This window comes from Rhodoferax sp. LS1P39 (genome assembly GCF_056521425.1).
The window spans coordinates 139,411-155,759 of the sequence record NZ_JBWMAV010000009.1; the positions used below are offsets into that span (position 1 = coordinate 139,411).

Annotated in this window: 16 protein-coding genes; 8 read left to right on the top strand and 8 right to left on the bottom strand. The window is 63.4% G+C overall.

Annotated features, from left to right (window positions below; genetic code table 11):
- On the bottom strand, positions 1 to 141 hold the full coding sequence (locus tag AC097O_RS15525; RefSeq protein ID WP_479593778.1) for a hypothetical protein: 141 nt from the start codon (positions 139 to 141) through the stop codon (positions 1 to 3).
- Here AC097O_RS15525 and mltA point away from each other — a divergent pair.
- Entirely contained in the window at positions 74 to 1,339 is a 1,266-nt protein-coding gene (gene mltA, locus AC097O_RS15530; protein WP_479593780.1) for a murein transglycosylase A, read from the top strand. The two genes, AC097O_RS15525 and mltA, sit on opposite strands and share 68 nt — an antisense overlap.
- Before the next feature lie 18 nt (positions 1,340 to 1,357).
- On the opposite strand, the gene AC097O_RS15535 is transcribed toward mltA, so the two are convergent.
- Together AC097O_RS15535 and AC097O_RS15540 are read right to left on the bottom strand one after the other, a co-directional pair.
- A complete protein-coding gene (locus tag AC097O_RS15535) occupies positions 1,358 to 2,410 on the bottom strand; it encodes a porin (protein WP_479593783.1) in 1,053 nt (350 codons plus the stop codon).
- Positions 2,411 to 2,609: 199 nt separating this feature from the next.
- On the bottom strand, positions 2,610 to 3,383 hold the full coding sequence (locus AC097O_RS15540; RefSeq protein ID WP_479593785.1) for a FadR/GntR family transcriptional regulator: 774 nt from the start codon (positions 3,381 to 3,383) through the stop codon (positions 2,610 to 2,612).
- A 185-nt stretch (positions 3,384 to 3,568) separates the two neighbouring features.
- Here AC097O_RS15540 and AC097O_RS15545 point away from each other — a divergent pair, with 185 nt between their 5' ends.
- From AC097O_RS15545 to AC097O_RS15575, 7 genes are read left to right on the top strand one after another with little or no spacing between them, the layout of a single operon-like run.
- The gene (locus tag AC097O_RS15545; RefSeq protein WP_479593787.1) at positions 3,569 to 4,723 is read left to right on the top strand and encodes a mandelate racemase family protein; all 1,155 of its coding nucleotides are present in this window, start codon (positions 3,569 to 3,571) and stop codon (positions 4,721 to 4,723) included.
- Positions 4,724 to 4,767: 44 nt separating this feature from the next.
- Positions 4,768 to 6,387: an ABC transporter substrate-binding protein gene (locus AC097O_RS15550; protein WP_479593789.1), complete on the top strand. Its 1,620-nt coding sequence runs from the start codon at positions 4,768 to 4,770 to the stop codon at positions 6,385 to 6,387.
- Positions 6,388 to 6,412: 25 nt separating this feature from the next.
- On the top strand, positions 6,413 to 7,429 hold the full coding sequence (locus AC097O_RS15555; RefSeq protein WP_479593791.1) for an ABC transporter permease: 1,017 nt from the start codon (positions 6,413 to 6,415) through the stop codon (positions 7,427 to 7,429).
- Positions 7,429 to 8,331 (top strand): ABC transporter permease, encoded by a 903-nt coding sequence (locus tag AC097O_RS15560; RefSeq protein ID WP_479593793.1) that lies wholly within the window; start codon positions 7,429 to 7,431, stop codon positions 8,329 to 8,331. The genes AC097O_RS15555 and AC097O_RS15560 overlap by 1 nt, the downstream gene beginning before the upstream one ends.
- A 12-nt stretch (positions 8,332 to 8,343) precedes the next feature.
- Positions 8,344 to 9,183, top strand: a complete 840-nt coding sequence (locus AC097O_RS15565) for an ABC transporter ATP-binding protein (protein WP_479593795.1) — start codon at positions 8,344 to 8,346, stop codon at positions 9,181 to 9,183.
- Between the two features lie 16 nt (positions 9,184 to 9,199).
- Positions 9,200 to 9,976, top strand: a complete 777-nt coding sequence (locus AC097O_RS15570; RefSeq protein WP_479593871.1) for an ABC transporter ATP-binding protein — start codon at positions 9,200 to 9,202, stop codon at positions 9,974 to 9,976.
- Positions 9,977 to 9,989: 13 nt separating this feature from the next.
- Positions 9,990 to 10,895 carry an amidohydrolase family protein gene (locus AC097O_RS15575; protein ID WP_479593797.1) on the top strand — a complete coding sequence of 302 codons (906 nt, stop codon included), beginning with the start codon at positions 9,990 to 9,992 and terminating at the stop codon, positions 10,893 to 10,895.
- A 99-nt stretch (positions 10,896 to 10,994) separates the two neighbouring features.
- Here AC097O_RS15575 and AC097O_RS15580 read toward each other — a convergent pair whose 3' ends face one another.
- The 5 genes from AC097O_RS15580 to AC097O_RS15600 form a co-directional block, all read right to left on the bottom strand.
- A complete protein-coding gene (locus AC097O_RS15580) occupies positions 10,995 to 11,225 on the bottom strand; it encodes a hypothetical protein (RefSeq protein ID WP_479593799.1) in 231 nt (76 codons plus the stop codon).
- Between the two features lie 18 nt (positions 11,226 to 11,243).
- Positions 11,244 to 13,487, bottom strand: coding sequence for a hypothetical protein (locus AC097O_RS15585; RefSeq protein WP_479593801.1), 2,244 nt, complete (start codon positions 13,485 to 13,487; stop codon positions 11,244 to 11,246).
- Positions 13,488 to 13,660: 173 nt separating this feature from the next.
- Positions 13,661 to 14,617, bottom strand: coding sequence for a Bug family tripartite tricarboxylate transporter substrate binding protein (locus AC097O_RS15590; RefSeq protein WP_479589273.1), 957 nt, complete (start codon positions 14,615 to 14,617; stop codon positions 13,661 to 13,663).
- A 13-nt stretch (positions 14,618 to 14,630) separates the two neighbouring features.
- The gene (locus tag AC097O_RS15595; RefSeq protein WP_479589274.1) at positions 14,631 to 14,984 is read right to left on the bottom strand and encodes an AtuA-related protein; all 354 of its coding nucleotides are present in this window, start codon (positions 14,982 to 14,984) and stop codon (positions 14,631 to 14,633) included.
- A complete protein-coding gene (locus AC097O_RS15600) occupies positions 14,981 to 16,342 on the bottom strand; it encodes an acyclic terpene utilization AtuA family protein (RefSeq protein ID WP_479593803.1) in 1,362 nt (453 codons plus the stop codon). Before AC097O_RS15600 ends, AC097O_RS15595 begins: the two co-directional genes overlap by 4 nt.
- Between the last annotated feature and the right edge of the window lie 7 nt (positions 16,343 to 16,349).

Below are 16,349 nucleotides of genomic sequence, written 5' to 3' on the forward strand. Positions count from 1 at the left end.
TTATTCCTTGGGCGTGGGAGGCTGATTTTCTTCAGATTTCTGGACAATTTCGCCGTTTTTGCGGCCCGAGAACATGGTCCACCAGACAATCAGCACCAGCAACACCCCCGCCCCCAGCGCCTCCAGTAACAACAACACCATGCACCGACTCCTTGTAGATTTTCCCCTGGCGCGCGGCGCACGCCGTACCCTGCTGGCCGCGATTGTAGGAACCCTGGCCGCCTGCGCCACCCGCATGCCCGAAGCCCCGGAATCTCCCCCCACAGCGGTGCCCACCGCGCCGGGTTTCCCTGAGGCCCCGCCCTATGCCGTGCCCGGCGATACCGGCCCGCTGCCGCCACCCATCACCCAGGGCAAAAGCCGCTGGACGGCGGTGCGCTGGGCCGAGCTGCCCGGCTTTGGCCAGGACCCGCTGCATGAAGCCTGGAACGCCTGGATCAAAAGCTGCGAGCGCCCTGGCCCGGTGCAGGCCCCCCTGTGCAAGGAGGTGCGCCGCCTGAGCCTGGGCAACGGCGACGAGCAGCGCGCCTGGATGGTGGCGCGCCTGCAGCCTTACCGCGTTGAGTCGCTGCAAGGTGTTGCCGATGGCAAGCTCACCAGCTACTTTGAACCGGTGCTGCGCGCCAGCCGTGTACTGGCACCGGGGTTCACCACGCCGCTGTACCGGCCGCCGGTCGGCCTGGGTAACCGCAAGCCGTGGTTTACGCGCCAGGAAATCGACACGCTACCAGAGGCCCGCGCAGCACTGCAAGGCCGCGAGATCGCCTGGGTGGCCGACCCGATCGATGCGATGTCACTGCACATCCAGGGCTCGGGACGTCTGGCCATCACCGAGCCCGACGGCGCGCAGCGCACCGTGCGCGTAGCCTTTGCCGGCACCAACGACCAGCCGTTTCGCAGTATCACGCAGTGGCTCAGCGACCAGGGCCAGGGCAACATGGCTGCACCGTGGACCGAGTCGACCAAAGCCTGGGTGGCGCAGAACCCGCAACGCCTGCAGTCGCTGCTGTGGAGTAACCCGCGCTATATTTTTTTCCGTGAAGAGGGTTTGAGCGAATTCGATGCGGCCTTCGGTCCCAAAGGCGCGCAAGGTGTCGCGCTCACGCCGGGCCGCTCGATCGCGGTGGACCCGCAAAGCATTCCGTACGGCACGCCGGTGTGGCTGGCGACCAGTGGCAGCGCTTTGCAACTGCAAAAACTCGTCTTCGCGCAAGACACCGGCAGCGCCATCCTTGGTGCCGTGCGTGCCGATTATTTCGCGGGCACCGGCCCCGAAGCCGGTGCCCTCGCGTCACGTGTCAACCAGACGCTAAAGCTGTGGGTACTCGTGCCGAAGTAGGGGCATTTTCCCGCTGCCTCAGAACTTGTGCGTCACGCCCAAGCCGAAGCGGGATGCATCCAGCGTGGTGCTGCCGTCGGCACGCGTCGTCTTGAGCTGGCGGGCGGCCACGTAAAAACGGGTGCGCTTGGAGATGTCGTAGGTGCCCATCAGGCTCAGGCCTTTGGCATCCAGCACTTCCTGGCCGGCGCTGTTCTTGGTGGTGGCCTTGGCGTAGCCCAGGGCCGCCGAGGCCAGGCCAAACGGGATGTTCAGGCCCAGTTCCCATTCGTTCGAGGTCTGGTCGCCCGCGATGCGGCCATCGGTCTGGCGCTGAAAGGCTCCCACCATCTGTGCAGGGCCAAATTCAAAGTTGCCCGCCACGATATGGAACTGGTTCTTGCCGGTGGAGAAGTGCTCGGACTGGTAGCCATAGCCAATGCGCAGCGGGCCTTGCGCGTACTTGGCATGGGCGCTGACCATGCGCGGCGATGCGGTGGCGGTGGATGCGCCCTCGCTGGCGCTGGTGCTGACCGAGCCACTGAACGCCCCGAACACGGGTGTGATGTACATCACCGTGTTGTTGCCCCGGGCCAGGTAGTCGCTGCCGGTCACCGCCGCCAGGCCGTTGGCGGCGGTGGAGCCCGCGCCCCAGACCTGCCCGGTGGAGGCAAAGCCCGACGAGTCGTACAGGTGGTTGGTGGAGCCGCGCAAGGCATCGAACGCGCCCAGCATGCGGCCCAGGCGGATTTCGCCAAAGCCGCCGGACAGGCCGACATAGGCACCCCGGTTGAAGCCGACATTAGACGTGGACACGGTGGACACCGTGCCGCTGTCCAGCGCAAAGCCCTGGTCCAGCATGAAGCTGGCTTTCAGTCCGCCGCCCAGCTCTTCGGTGCCGCGCAGGTTCCAGCGGCTGGCTTGTCCACCACCGCTGTCCAGCACGCTGTTGGTGGTGCTGACACCGCCCACCTTGTTGCGGGTCTGGCCCGCCCAGGCATCGACGATGCCCCCGAGGGTCACGCTGGATTGGGCCGATGCGGCACTGGCAAATGCGCCGAAAACCAGCGCGGTGATGAGTTTGGATTGCATGGGGACAGGTCTCCTGGGGTGGTGAAGGGGAATTTACCGGTAATACGTCAGTCGTCAGACGACTTGGCGAATAGTAAGAAAGAGACCCTGCCTGTGGAATCAGTGAAAACCCTAGATTTGTAGTTTTAAGTGCGCGGAACGGGGCACTGCCCGCAGCTTTCTGCGCTGTCTTGCCGTCTGTGCCGCTGGAAGCGGGTGGCTAGTGGCCGCTGTTGTCCGTGTTGGCGCGCATGCGCTCGCGGCTGTTGCTCAGGTGCATGAACATCGCGGCCCGCGCGGCGGCGGCATCGCCCCGGCGGATGGCATCGAAAATGGCTTCGTGCTCGCGCTGGGTGATGGCCTTGCCGCTCTCCAACATGGGCTGGGCTTCGCCGAAACGCGCGGCGGGTTTGCTGTCGCTGGCAGGCCCGGCGGCAGCATGGGGCGCGGCCCGGGGAATGGTGGCGTTGCCCAAGCTGGTCAGCACTTCCTCGAAGTATTCGTTGCCGGTGGCGGCGGCGATCTGTACGTGGAACTGGAAGTCGGGCTCGGTGGTGCTGCCACCCGCGCGGCGCTGCACATCGAACGCATCCAGTGCGGCGCGCATCGCGGCCAGATGGTCTTCGCGGCGGCGCACGGCGGCCAGGCTGGCGGCTTCCGATTCGATGCTGATGCGCAGTTCCAGCATGGCCAGCTTCTGGCGCACCTGCAGGTCGCGCGCGCCAATCGCCAGCAAGGGCTCGGGGGCGGCGGATGCCAGCACAAAGGTGCCCACGCCTTGCCGGGTTTCGACCAGGCCGCTGGCCTGCAGGCGCGACATGGCCTCGCGCACCACCGTGCGGCTGACATTGAATTCCTGCATCAGCCCCGGCTCGGACGGCACCCGGTCGCCGGGCTTGAGGGCCCCGCTGTGGATGCGCTCGGAAACCCCGTCCACCACCCGCTGCGGCTGGCTTTTGGTCCGCGTGGGATGCTCTGGTGGGGTGGTTTGCATGGTGGGGCGGGGCTATGGGGAGAGCTGGCCACTATAACGCGGACCGGCATCTCGCCTGACGACTGATGGCGTGTGCGAGACAGTTGAATAAATCCAGCATTCAAGGGTTTCTACTGATTTAACACGTCTGACGTGTTGCCTAAAATTCATTCCAGTCTGACGACCGATGACATAAAAGGAATCTTATGAAAATTGCCAGCGTACACGGCACCGAATTCACCTACCCGACCCGCCGGTCGGTAGACACGGCAGGCCATTCCCACCCCGGACCCGAAGGCCTGGGCAAGATGGCCCTGTTGACCATCACCACCGACGAGGGGCACAGCGGCTACGCTTTTGCGCCGCCCGAGGTGATCCGCCCCCATGTGCTGGAAGCCTTTGTGCGCAAGGTGCTGGTGGGCCAGCATCCGTTCCAGCGCGAGCAGCTCTGGCATGGCCTGGAACACTGGCAGCGCGGTAGCGCCGGGCAACTGACCGACCGCGCCCTGGCTGCGGTAGACCAGGCGCTGTGGGACTTGGCAGGCCGGATTCTGGGTCAGCCGGTGTACCGCCTGATTGGTGGCTACCGCGACAAGGTGCCCGCCTACGGCAGCACCATGTGCGGTGACGAACTCAAAGGCGGCCTGTCCACCCCGCAAGAATATGGCGACTTCGCCCTCAAGCTGGTGGCGCGCGGCTACAAGGCCATCAAGCTGCACACCTGGATGCCGCCCGTCTCTTTTGCCCCTAGCGTGCCCATGGACATCCAGGCCTGCGCCGCGGTACGTGAGGCTGTCGGTCCTAACGTTCCATTGATGCTGGATGGCTACCACAACTACAGCCGCATCGACGCGCTGACCATTGGCCGCGCCCTGGAGAAGCTCAACTTCACCTGGTTCGAGGAGATGATGAACGAGCAAAGCATGGCCTCGTACGCCTGGCTGGCCGACCAGCTCGACATTCCCATCGTCGGGCCCGAAAGCCTGTCGGGCAAGCACCACAGCCGGGCCGACTGGGTCAAGGCCGGTGCCTGCGACATCCTGCGTGCCGGTGTGCCCGGCGTGGGCGGCATCACCCCCACGCTCAAGGTGGCGCACCTGGCCGAATCCTTTGGCATGCAGTGCGAAGTGCACGGCAACGGCGCGGCCAACCTGGCAGTGTGCGCCGCCATCAAGAACACCCGCTGGTACGAGCGCGGCCTGTTGCACCCCTTCCTGGAGTACGACGAAGTGCCCGCCTACCTGAACACCCTGGCCGACCCGATGGATGCCGACGGTTATGTGCACCTGTCGCAACTGCCGGGCCTGGGCGAAGACATCAACTTCGCCTACATCGAAGCCCACACGCGCAACGCCTACTAAGACCCTGCTGTAGCGCCATCCCTATCCACCTTGAGGAGACACCTATGAACCACACCAAGTTGTTGCGCCAATGCGCCGTTTCCGTCGCAGTTGCACTGGCACTCGGCACCCTGGGGGCGGTGGCGCAAGCCAAAACCCCGGACGACCAGCTGATCGTCGGTTTCAGCATGAACAACCTGCTGTCGCTGGACCCGGCTGCGGCCACCGGCAACGACGTGGTCGAGCTGGCCGCCAACCTGTACGACTACCTGATCGAACTCGACCCGCAAACCATCAGCAAGATGCAGCCCGGCCTGGCCGAGAGCTGGAAAGTGGCCGCCGATGGCCGCAGCATCACCCTGGTGGTGCGCAAGGGTGTGAAGTTCCAGTCGGGCAACGACCTGACGGCCGAAGACGCCGCCTGGTCGCTGCAGCGCGTGCTCAAGCTCAACCTGGCCATGGCCTCGCCCTGGAAGAGCTACGGCTTCAGTGCCCAGAATGTGGACAAGGCCGTGCGCGCCACCGATGCCACCACCCTGGTGATCGACCTGCCCGAGGCCACCGACCCGAAGATGGTGCTCTACACCCTGGCCACCTCGGTCAGCTCGGTGATCCTCGACCGCAAGAAGGTCATGGAAAACGAGAAAAATGGTGACATGGGGGCCGCCTGGCTGACCACCCATGCCGCCGGTTCCGGCCCGTTCTCCCTGGTGGAATGGCGCGCCAAGGATGCCCTGCTGATGAACCGTTTTGACGGCTACTGGCGCGGCCCGGCCAAGCTCAAGCGCGTCATCATGCGCCACATGACCGAATCCCAGTCGCTGCGGCTGATGCTGGAGCGCGGCGACCTGGACGTGGCCTCCGGCATGTCGGTGCCCGATGTCGAAGCCATGAAGAAAAACGCCGATGCCGTGGTGCAGCCGGTGCGCCGTGGCACGCTGTACTACGTGGCCGTGAGCATGAAAGACCCCAAGTTTGCCGACAAGCGCGTGCGCCTGGCGATGCGCAACCTGATCGACTACGACGGCATCAACACCACCGTCATGCCGCACTACGGCGTGCCGCAACAGCGTCCGGTGCAGATGGGCCTGCCCGCCAGCCTGCCCAACCCCGGCTACAAGCTGGATGTGGCGGCGGCCAAGAAGCTGCTCACCGAGGCCGGTTTCCCCAACGGCTTCAAAACCACCATCCGCGTGCTGGCCGACCCGCCGTTCATCAACATCGCCACCAACCTGCAGGCCACCCTGGCCAAAGCCGGCATCGAAGCCAGCGTGCTGTCGGGCACGGGCAACCAGGTCTACGGTGCCATGCGCGAGCGCAACTTCGAGATCATCGTGGGCCGGGGCGGTGGCGGGGTGGAGCCGCACCCGCACTCCAGCCTGCGCGCCCTGGTCTACAACCCGGACAACAACGATGCCGCCAAGCTCACCAACTTCCAGGGCTGGCGCACCTCGTTCTTCAGCCCCGAGCTGAATCAGTTGATCGAAAAGGCCGAGGTCGAGCGCGACGAAGCCAAGCAGACCACCCAGTACCAGGAGGCCCAGAAGCTGTACGAGACCCAGGTGGGCGCGATCCAGCCGTTCTCGCAAATGGTGGACACCGTGGTGCTGCGCAAAGACGTGCGCGGCTACCTGGGCCACCCCTCGGCCACCACCCGGCTGCGCGATGTGAGCAAGCAGCGCTAAAGCGGCCCCTCCAGGAGAAACTTCTGTGACTACATCCACCTTGCGCGCTCTGGGCCACCGCCTGCTGAGCGTGGTGCTCACGCTGATGGGTCTGCTGCTGCTGACCTTTGTGATTGGCCGCGTCATGCCGCTGGACCCGGTGCTGTCCATCGTCGGCCCCGATGCAGACCGCTCCACCTACGACCAGGTCTACCAGCAGCTCGGCCTGGACCGGCCCCTGCCGGTGCAGTTTGCCTACTACCTGCGCGACCTGTTGCACGGCGACCTGGGCAACGCCTTGCTCACCGGCCACAAGGTCACCGACGACCTGGCCCGGGTGCTGCCTGCCACCGTGGAGCTGGCCACCATGGCCATCATCCTCGGCACCGGCCTGGGCGTGCCCCTGGGCGTGTATGCCGCCACCCGGCGCGGTCGCCTGGCCGACCATGTGGTGCGCGTCATCAGCCTGTTTGGCTATTCCACCCCGGTGTTCTGGTTCGGCATGATGGGCCTGCTGGTGTTCTACGCCTGGCTGGGCTGGGCCGGGGGAGCCGGGCGCATCGACCTGGCGTATGACGGCCTGGTGGCACCGCGCACCGGCCTGCTGCTGGTGGATTCGGCCCTGGCGGGCGAGTGGGAGGTGTTTCGCAACGCCATCAAGTTCCTGATGCTGCCCGCCTGCATCCTGGGCCTGCACTCCATGGCCTACATCAGCCGCATGACGCGCAGCTTCATGCTGGCGCAGTTGTCGCAGGAGTACATCACCACGGCGCGGGTCAAAGGCCTGTCCGAGCGCGGTGTGGTCTGGGGCCATGCGTTTCGCAACATCCTGGTGCAGTTGCTGACCATCGTGGCCCTGGCCTACGGCGGCCTGCTCGAAGGCGCGGTGCTGATCGAAACCGTATTCGCCTGGCCCGGCTTTGGCCAGTACCTGACCAGCAGCCTGCTGCTGGGTGACATGAACGCCGTGATGGGCTGCGTGCTGGTGGTGGGGGTGATCTTCGTCACGCTGAACCTGCTGTCCGATGCCCTGTACCACGTGTTTGACCCGAGGACCCGCTAATGGCTGCCCTGACCCTCTCCGACAAGACCGTGTCCACAACCCCCCAAACGGCGGCGCAAGCCCTGCGCCAAAGCGCCCGCCGCATCCTGCAAAGGCTGCTGCACAACCCCATGACCGTGGCGGGTCTGGTGGTGGTGGCCGCACTGCTGATAGTGGCCCTGTTTGCCCCGCTGATTGCCACCCACAACCCGCTGGAGCAAGACCTGACCCAGGCCCTGCAGGCCCCCAGCAACGCCCACTGGTTCGGCACCGACGAATATGGCCGCGACGTGTTCAGCCGCCTGGTGCATGGCTCGCGCATCTCGCTCTACATCATTGCCCTGGTGACGGTGATCGTGGGGCCGGTGGGGCTGGCCGTGGGTGCCGTCTCGGGCTACTTTGGTGGCTGGGTGGACAACCTGTTCATGCGCGTCACCGACATCTTTATCTCCTTCCCTAGTCTGGTACTGGCGCTGGCCTTCGTGGCTGCGCTTGGCCCGGGGCTGGACCACGCGGTGATTGCGATTGCGCTGACCGCCTGGCCGCCGATTGCGCGGCTGGCACGGGCCGAAACCCTGTCGCTGCGCAATGCCGACTTTGTGGTGGCAGCCCAGCTGCAGGGTGCCTCCAGCGGCCGCATTCTGCTGCGCTACATCGCGCCGATGCTGATGTCGTCGGTGGTGGTGCGCCTGACCATGAACATGGCCAGCGTGATCCTGACCGCTGCGGGCCTGGGTTTCCTGGGCCTGGGTGCCCAGCCGCCCATGCCCGAGTGGGGCGCCATGATCTCCAGTGGCCGCCGCTACATGATGGAGTGCTGGTGGCTGGTGGCCACGCCCGGTGCCGCCATCATGATGGTCAGCCTGGCCTTCAACCTGCTGGGCGATGGCCTGCGGGATGTGCTCGACCCCCGCAACGAATAAGGATTGCCGATCATGACCACCCCCAAGTTGCAAGTCGAAGACCTGCACATCCACTTCGCCACCCCCGACGGCCCCATGCACGCCGTGCGCGGTGTGTCGTTCAACCTGTCGCGTGAAAAGCTGGCCATCGTGGGCGAGTCCGGCTCGGGCAAATCCACCGTGGGCCGGGCTCTGCTCAAGCTGCATCCGCGCAGCGCCAAGATCGAAGCGCGCAAGTTGGCCTTCGACGGCATCGACCTGCTGGACGCCAGCCCCAAGACCATGCAGGCCATCCGCGGCAAGCGCATGTCCATGATCATGCAAGACCCCAAGTACTCGCTGAACCCGGTGGTGCGCGTGGGCCAGCAGATCGCCGAAGCCTACCTGGCGCACAACAAGGTATCGCGTGCCGAAGCCACCGACCGGGCGCTGGCCATGCTGGAGTCGGTGCGCATCCGCGAGCCGCAGCGGGTGTTCAACCTGTACCCGCACGAGGTCTCCGGTGGCATGGGCCAGCGCATCATGATTGCCATGATGCTCATCACCGAGCCCGAGATTTTGATTGCCGATGAACCCACCTCGGCCCTGGACGTGTCGGTGCGCCTGCAGGTGCTGGCCGTGCTGGACGACCTGGTGGGCCAGCGCGGCCTGGGCCTGGTCTTCATCAGCCACGACCTGAACCTGGTGCGCCACTTTTGCGACCGCGTGCTGGTGATGTACGCCGGGCGGGTGGTGGAAAGCATTGCCGCCGCCGACCTGGACAACGCCCAGCACCCCTACACCCGGGGCCTGCTCAGCGCCCTGCCCAGCCTGGACCAGCGTCGCACGCGCCTGCCCGTGCTGCAACGCGACCCCACCTGGCTCACTGCTTAAGGATTTCCCCATGACCATGATCGATGTCAACGCCCTGCACCTGGCCTTCGGGTCCGTCAACGTGCTCAACAACGTCAACCTGCAAGTGCGCCAGGGCCAGTCCTTCGGGCTGGTGGGCGAATCCGGCTCGGGCAAAACCACCGTGCTGCGCTGCCTGGCCGGGCAGTACACGCATTGGGAAGGCAACTTGCAAATCGCAGGCCGCGCCCTGGGCCACAAGCTGAGCCGCGCCCAAAAACTGGCCCAATGCCGTGGCGTGCAAATGGTGTTCCAGGACCCCTATGGCTCGCTGCACCCGCGCCACACCATCCACACCGTGCTGGCCGAGCCGCTGCGCATCCACGGCATGGACCAGGAGCGCGAACGGATTGAGAGCATCCTCACCAAGGTGGGGCTGAACAGCAGCTTTCGCTTCCGCTACCCGCACCAGCTCTCCGGCGGCCAGCGCCAGCGCGTAGCGATTGCCCGCGCCCTGATCCTGGAGCCCCGCGTGCTGCTGCTGGACGAACCCACCTCGGCGCTCGACGTGTCGGTGCAGGCCGAAATCTTGAACCTGCTGGCCGACCTGCGCGAGCGCGACGGCCTGACGTATTTGATGGTCACCCACGACCTGGGCGTGGTGGCCCACCTGTGCGACCAGGTGGCGGTGATGCAGCACGGCAGCATTGTGGAAAGCCTGAGTACCGAAGCCCTGTGCAACAACGCTGCCCAGCACGCCTACACCCGCATGCTGGTGGATTCGAGCCGGTCGTACAGCCGGGATATGGCCGAGACCACCGTCGCGGCGGCCTGACCAGGTGACTCCTATGTTGAACCGCCGCCGCGTTCTTGCGGCATCCCTGGCCGCGCCCTGGGTGCAGCATATGCCCCAGGCCGCAGCGGCAGATGCCGTACCCCTGCTCATCGACTCGCATGTCCATGTGTGGAAGCGCGACCCGGCCTTCCCGTTCGCCCAGGGCCGCAAACCGCCGGAGTTCGATGCCAGCGCCGAGACGCTGCTGGACCTGATGCAGGCCAACGGCGTGGCGCGCACCGTCATCGTGCAGGTCATCCACTACCGTTGGGACAACAGCTACCTGGCCGATGTGCTCAAGCGCTATCCGGGCCAGTTCCACGGCATTGCCCGCGTCAACCCCGAGGACCCCGCTGCACCCGACCACCTGAGTCGACTCACGCTGGAGCAGGGCTTCCGCGGTGTGCGCCTCAGCCCGTCCGACCAGGCCGATGGCGACTGGATCCGCGGCCCGCTGATGGCACCGCTGTGGCGACGCTGCGCCGCGCTGAAAGTGCCTATGACCGTGCTGGCCTCGGGCGCGCGCATGTCCGACCTGGTGCCGCTGATCGAGAAGAACCCGGAGCTGACCGTGGTCATCGACCATATGGCCGATGTGCCACCCGACCAGCCGCAGCTGCTGGAGCCCCTGCTGGCGCTGTCGCGCTTCCCCCAGGTGTACGTGAAGATCTCGCACGTGCCACGCCTGTCCAAGCAGGCCTATCCCTACGCCGATGCCTTCGACCAGGTGAAGCGTGTTTACGACCGCTTTGGTGCCAAGCGCCTGATGTGGGGCACCGACTGGCCGATCTCGCTGAGTGAACTGCCCTACGACAAGATGGTCGCCGTGTACCGCGGCAACCTGGGTTTTCTGCCCGCCGCCGAGCGCCAGCAAGTCCTGTCCAAAACCGTCCAGGACATCTGGCCGTTTGGCCTGTAGGCCGCGATATGGCGGGCGGGGGGGGGGTTACAAGCTTTTTAGGCACTCACCGCCCATCGGATAAGCGCTAGATGCTACTAAGAAAATAGCAAATTCCGCCTACTCCGGCGCAATGCCCTCCGCCTGAATAATCTTGCCCCACTTCACCGAGTCGTCGGCCTGCTCCTTGCGCAGGCCTTCGGGCGTGGTGGTGGTGACTTCGGTGCCGGTGCCTTGGTAGAAGCTGGCGGCGGTGCTGTTCTTGGCAGCCTTGACCAGCAGCTCGTTCAGGCGGTTTTCAGCGAAGGCTTTGGCGGCAATGGCTTGAATGCACCAGCGTACTTCGTACAAGGACTTGGCATAGACTGCTCATTTTGGCGTGGAGCAGACTCTTGCCAATTGGAGCAATTTGACCGACGCGGCGACATCGGGCGCATACCTAAAGCACATAGCTCTGAGGGCCGCATCTACGCTGATGTTTTTGGTACGGTGGTCTATTGCCTTTTTAAAAACATCCATGGCACCGATGTTTTGCAAACGAACTTGGCCTCCGTATAACCCATATAACAAAGCAGGCCCCTTATCGTCCCCAACAGATTTGATCCACCGAAGTTTTCCCGCGACAGCCGCTAGTTCTGTTTCTATTGCCTGGTTCAATTCATTCTGGACTTTCTTACTCCGGAGTTTTTTAGCCAACGTGACACGATCACTTCTAAGCTTCTGCCGTCGTTGCTTCTCGTTTTCTTGCGCGGCAAGTTCCTGACGCAACTTGGACATGTAAGTGACAGTGCCGTAGTCCGATTTGAGGCGCGAAGCCATTTCGGGGAAAAGTAAAGCGTACAAGTGGTCGTGCTCGGTGAATCGACGTGAACGCTCCTCCCCCTTTTGGACAAGGGCGCGTAACTTCAGATTGCATGCTTGAAACTGTTCGTTTTGTCGCCTAGTCATCGACGTCTCATTGGCTTCTAGGAAAAACACAGTTATGAGCGCGTTGGATGTCATCGTCCACAGCCGTTCCACGGCTTGGGTGAGCAGGTCAAGCAAAGCATTGACGTGAAGCTCTGAAGGCGCTTCTTTAAAGCTTGCTAACTGGCTTAACAGACTCCCTTTGGTTTCAACCATCTGGCGGTTGCCTCGGACAATCTGACGGCGGTCCAGTTCGTGCCACAAATCATCAAGAGAAACGGGTTCATCGCCAGACTGTAGGGCTGGCTGGCCAGCCCAAAACGCCTTTAGTGCTTTCAAATAGCCTTTTGCAAGGGATAAATCTTCGGCATTTCCCAGCCAAGCTTTCAAACGATTTCTATCATCTGTACGTTTTTTTTCTGCGGCGGTTTGAATCGAAATTTGAGCGTAAATTCGCCCTTCTTTAATTGCCAAGCGACGTTTTGCTTTTGTCACCTCATCTGCTATCCAAGGATGGACGATCCATTCTTTAATGGAGGTATCGGAGATGACAGTGCGCGAGATCTCTGAAACACGAACCGAACCAGTTTCGGAAAAAAGGTTGGCTCGAATCTGAATACATGCGGCACCAGATGCCATGATTTTCTGGCGCTTGTCATCGTTGATGTAATTGGTGACTGCAGCCTCAATTAGCAGATCAACAATCGGGCGATTGGATACCATGCTGCGTGCCCGGCAAATTACGTCTGGCACCATCGCATTGAGTCGTCGTTCGAGGCGAACTTCGGTCAGTTCAAGAACATCTTCCCCGCAGCTAGCCACTTCTTCAGCGATAGTTCCGTCTGGCATTTCTTGGCGAACATGTATAGAAAATGCAGGCACACGAAGAGTTCGTTGTTCTGCCACGGCTTTCTTTATGAGCCAGTGAAGGATTGTTTCGCTGACCTGTTTCCCGTTTAAATTTTCCAACCACTCATGGGGAATACCACCAAAAAATAAGTCTTCTTGCTCAGCTAAGTTTTTATCTTTCTGTGCGTCTAGTTCGGCATCGTTCCAATGCTTTTCCCAGTTCATGCCAGAGATAGGTAGGCGAAGATGCTGCAATATTTTTTCAGAGTCCCAACCGGCAATTTCGGGGTCGCTAACCTTGGCTAAAGATAGAACGCATGTCGAATGCCGGTTCTCATTAACGTTTTGGTGAGTGCGCACGGTTACGAGTAATTCGCGACCATCTTCTAGCAACAGTAGCGCGCTTACTTCATCGATCCAAGTCCGACTCTTAACCCCCGCAAACCCACCAGGAGTCTCTTGGTGGGCTTCAATAATGGTCCCTGTAGGAGAAACCTTTGAAACAATCCGGCGACGTGGCGGAAGGTAAATGGCATCTTGTTCGACAAATAGTTGTAGTGCTAAGAGCCGAGCGACCGCACTAAGACATTTGCTTTGTTCCGAATCTAGGTGCTTGTGCTTGAAATGCCGTCGCTGGGTGCGTGGCCTCTCAAAGTGGGACTTAGGTTTGTCGACATTGATGGCAATGAGGCGTTCTCCGCAATTGCGGCAAAGACATCTGCAGGCGGCACCTTTCTCAGCCGGGGTGAGCATGCCAATGTGAACGAACTTTCGTTGATTAGCATCACGAACAGCCCAAAGTAGGAGTGGCTCGTCACATCCAGTCTGTTGATTACTGTCCAGTAACTCACCCGCCATAAAGTTAATTCCTTGGTTTAAAGCCTATTTCAGCGTGCAAACTTTAACTTAATGAGGGTGATGGCATTGACAAGCCGAGCAGACGACATATGGGCTGGATTTAAGACGCTTTTTAGGCCGCTACCGCCCATCCCATAAGCGCAAGAAGCTACTAAAAACGTAGCAAATGCCGCTTACTCCGGCTGCATTCCCGCGGCCTGGATGATCTTGCCCCACTTCACCGATTCATCGGCCTGCACCTTGCGCAGGCCGTCGGGTGTGGTGGTGGTGATTTCGGTGCCGGTGCCCTGGTAGAAGCTGGCGGCGGTGCTGCTCTTGGCGGCCTTGACCAGCAGTTCGTTCAGCCGGGCCACCATCGGCGCGGGCGTACCGGCGGGGGCGTAGGCGGCAAACCAGTAGGTCATCTCGTAGCCTTTGACCCCGGCCTCGCTGATGGTGGGCACGTCGGGGGCCAGCGGGCTGCGCTGCAGGGTGGATACGCCCAGCGCCTTGAGCTTGCCGCCCTTGACCTGGGGCAGGCCGGTGGCCATGTCGGTGATCATCACGTCGATCTGTCCGCCGATCAGGTCGGTCACGGCGGGCGGATTGCTGCGGTAGGGAATGGCCACGATGTAGGCCCCGGCCATTTGCTTGAACAGCTCGCCCGCGATGCGGCTGGACGAGCTGCCCGAGCCAAAGCTGAGCTTGCCGGGCTTGGACTTGGCCAGCTTGACGAACTCGGCCACGGTGTTCACGCCCAGGCTGGGGTTGACCAGCATGATCTGGCCGCCCCGGCCCAGCAGGGTCAGGGGTTCAAAGTCTTTCACCGGGTCGTAGGGCAGCTTTTTGTACAGGTGCTCGTTGGCGGCGTGGGTGGTGTTGGTGGCGATCAGCACGGTGTAGCCGTCGGGCTTGGCCTTGGCCGCCGCCTGCGCGCCGATGAAGGCGTTGCCGCCGGGCTTGTTGTCCACCACCACGCTGACCTTGGCATCCAGCGTGACCGCCTGGGCCAGGGCGCGGGCCAGCTGGTCGGTGGCGCTGCCCGCGGCAAACGGCACGATGAAGGTGATGGTCTTGTCGGGGAAGGTGTCGGCCTGGCTGGCGGTGGCGAACAGGGCGGTGACGGCAAGGGTCAGGAAAGTGCGGCGCATAAGGGTGTCTCGGTTAATTTTCTGGTTGTAGAAAAGGCTGTAGGGCTAAAGGGATTGTCAGTGGCAAATCCAGCAGCCAAAACGACAGGGCTTTGCCGTGGCTGTCCAGGTTCAGCGCGTCGTTCACGCCGCCGTCCAGTACCTCGTCCAATACAAAATTCATGGCTTGCAGGGCAGGTAGAACATGGCGTTCCACGTGGTGTGGCTGTTTGTGGGCAAAGTGGGCGGCCACGGCTTCGGCGGTGACCTGCTGTTCCAGCAGGGCAAACAGTTCGGGGCGGTAGGCGATCACGCTCAAGTTGGAGCGGTTGCCTTTGTCGCCGGTGCGGCTGTGGGCGGCACGGTAGAGCGGGACGGTGATGTTCATGCGGCCTCCAGCAAGGTGAATCCGGTGGGCACCAGGCTGCGGGGCAGCAGGCACGACAGGGTGTTGAGCCGTGCGGTGAGCGTGGTGCGCACGCCCCCGCCGCCCGCCGGGCCGCAGGTGTACAAGGCGGTGACTTCGCGGCACAGGCACTCGGCCTGGGCTTTGTCGGCATGGCTGGCGGCGACGCGCAGGCGCACATCCCTCGCGTTACCCGCAGAGGTTTGGGCCAGCAAGCTGCCGCTATCGTCGGCCAGCACGCTGAGCACGCCGATCAGGTCCACCCGCAGCGCCAGTTGCGGCAGGCGCTGGCGCAGTATGTCGGCGGCCAGCCGGGCGCGGCCCTCGGCGCGGGGTCCGGCGTAGGAGATTTCGCCCTCGGCCAGCCAGCCACCCTCGTAGCAGACGTTGACCTTCAGCGCGGCGGGGCGGGCGTGGCCTTGCACACCGTGCAGGGCCACCACGTCCGGGCCGGTCTGGTCCACGCGTGCGGCGCTGATGTCGGCCACCACGTCGGGGGTCAGATAGGCGGCGGGGTCGTGTACCTCGTACAGCAGTTGTTCTTTCACCGTGGCCAGGGTCACCAGGCCGCCCGTGCCATCGGCCTTGGTGATGCGGCAGCTGCCATCGGCCTGCAGCGTGGCGATGGGGTAGCCCACGGCGGCCAGGTGGGGCACGTCTTTGAAGCCGGGGTCGGCAAAGTAGCCGCCGCAGACCTGCGCGCCGCACTCCAGCAAATGCCCGGCCATGGTGGCTGCGCCTAAGCGGGGCCAGTCGTCGCGCGCCCAGCCAAAATGCGCCAGCGCCGGGCCCACGGTGAGCGAGGGGTCGGCTACGCGGCCACACACCACGATCTGCGCGCCCGCCAGCAGCGCATCGGCAATCGGCTCGGCCCCGATGTAGGCATTGGCGCTGACGACGGCCAATGTGTCGAACACCGGCCCCAGCTCGGCACGCAAAGCGGATTGATGCTCAGGCCCCGACACGTCGTCGCCCCACACCACCGCCACTCGCGGTGCGGCCAGGCCCAGCTCGTGCGCCATACGCTGGATGTGCTGCGCCGCCGCCAGCGGGTGGGCCGCGCCAAAGTTGCTCACGATGCGGATGCCGTGCGCCAGGCAGCGCGCCAGCACCGGGCGCAGCAGCGCGTCCAGCAACGGCTCGTACCCGGCCTGCGGGTCGATCCGGCGGCGCAACTGGGCCAGGGCCAAGGTGCGTTCGGCCAGGGTTTCGAAAATCAGGAACGCCGGGCCGCCTTGGGCAATCAGGCTGTCCACCACCGCCTGCGCTGCATCGACCCGGTCGCCGGAGAACCCGGCGGCGCAGCCTATGCGCAGGGGCGGGGGAATTTCAAGGGGCATGGTGGTC

Coding starts and splice junctions, on each gene's coding strand:
- mltA (WP_479593780.1), top strand. CDS start 74: ATGGTCCACCAGACAATCAGCACCAGCAACACCCCCGCCCCCAGCGCC.
- AC097O_RS15525 (WP_479593778.1), bottom strand. CDS start 141: ATGGTGTTGTTGTTACTGGAGGCGCTGGGGGCGGGGGTGTTGCTGGTG.
- AC097O_RS15535 (WP_479593783.1), bottom strand. CDS start 2,410: ATGCAATCCAAACTCATCACCGCGCTGGTTTTCGGCGCATTTGCCAGT.
- AC097O_RS15540 (WP_479593785.1), bottom strand. CDS start 3,383: ATGCAAACCACCCCACCAGAGCATCCCACGCGGACCAAAAGCCAGCCG.
- AC097O_RS15545 (WP_479593787.1), top strand. CDS start 3,569: ATGAAAATTGCCAGCGTACACGGCACCGAATTCACCTACCCGACCCGC.
- AC097O_RS15550 (WP_479593789.1), top strand. CDS start 4,768: ATGAACCACACCAAGTTGTTGCGCCAATGCGCCGTTTCCGTCGCAGTT.
- AC097O_RS15560 (WP_479593793.1), top strand. CDS start 7,429: ATGGCTGCCCTGACCCTCTCCGACAAGACCGTGTCCACAACCCCCCAA.
- AC097O_RS15565 (WP_479593795.1), top strand. CDS start 8,344: ATGACCACCCCCAAGTTGCAAGTCGAAGACCTGCACATCCACTTCGCC.
- AC097O_RS15570 (WP_479593871.1), top strand. CDS start 9,200: ATGATCGATGTCAACGCCCTGCACCTGGCCTTCGGGTCCGTCAACGTG.
- AC097O_RS15575 (WP_479593797.1), top strand. CDS start 9,990: ATGTTGAACCGCCGCCGCGTTCTTGCGGCATCCCTGGCCGCGCCCTGG.
- AC097O_RS15585 (WP_479593801.1), bottom strand. CDS start 13,487: ATGGCGGGTGAGTTACTGGACAGTAATCAACAGACTGGATGTGACGAG.
- AC097O_RS15590 (WP_479589273.1), bottom strand. CDS start 14,617: ATGCGCCGCACTTTCCTGACCCTTGCCGTCACCGCCCTGTTCGCCACC.
- AC097O_RS15595 (WP_479589274.1), bottom strand. CDS start 14,984: ATGAACATCACCGTCCCGCTCTACCGTGCCGCCCACAGCCGCACCGGC.
- AC097O_RS15600 (WP_479593803.1), bottom strand. CDS start 16,342: ATGCCCCTTGAAATTCCCCCGCCCCTGCGCATAGGCTGCGCCGCCGGG.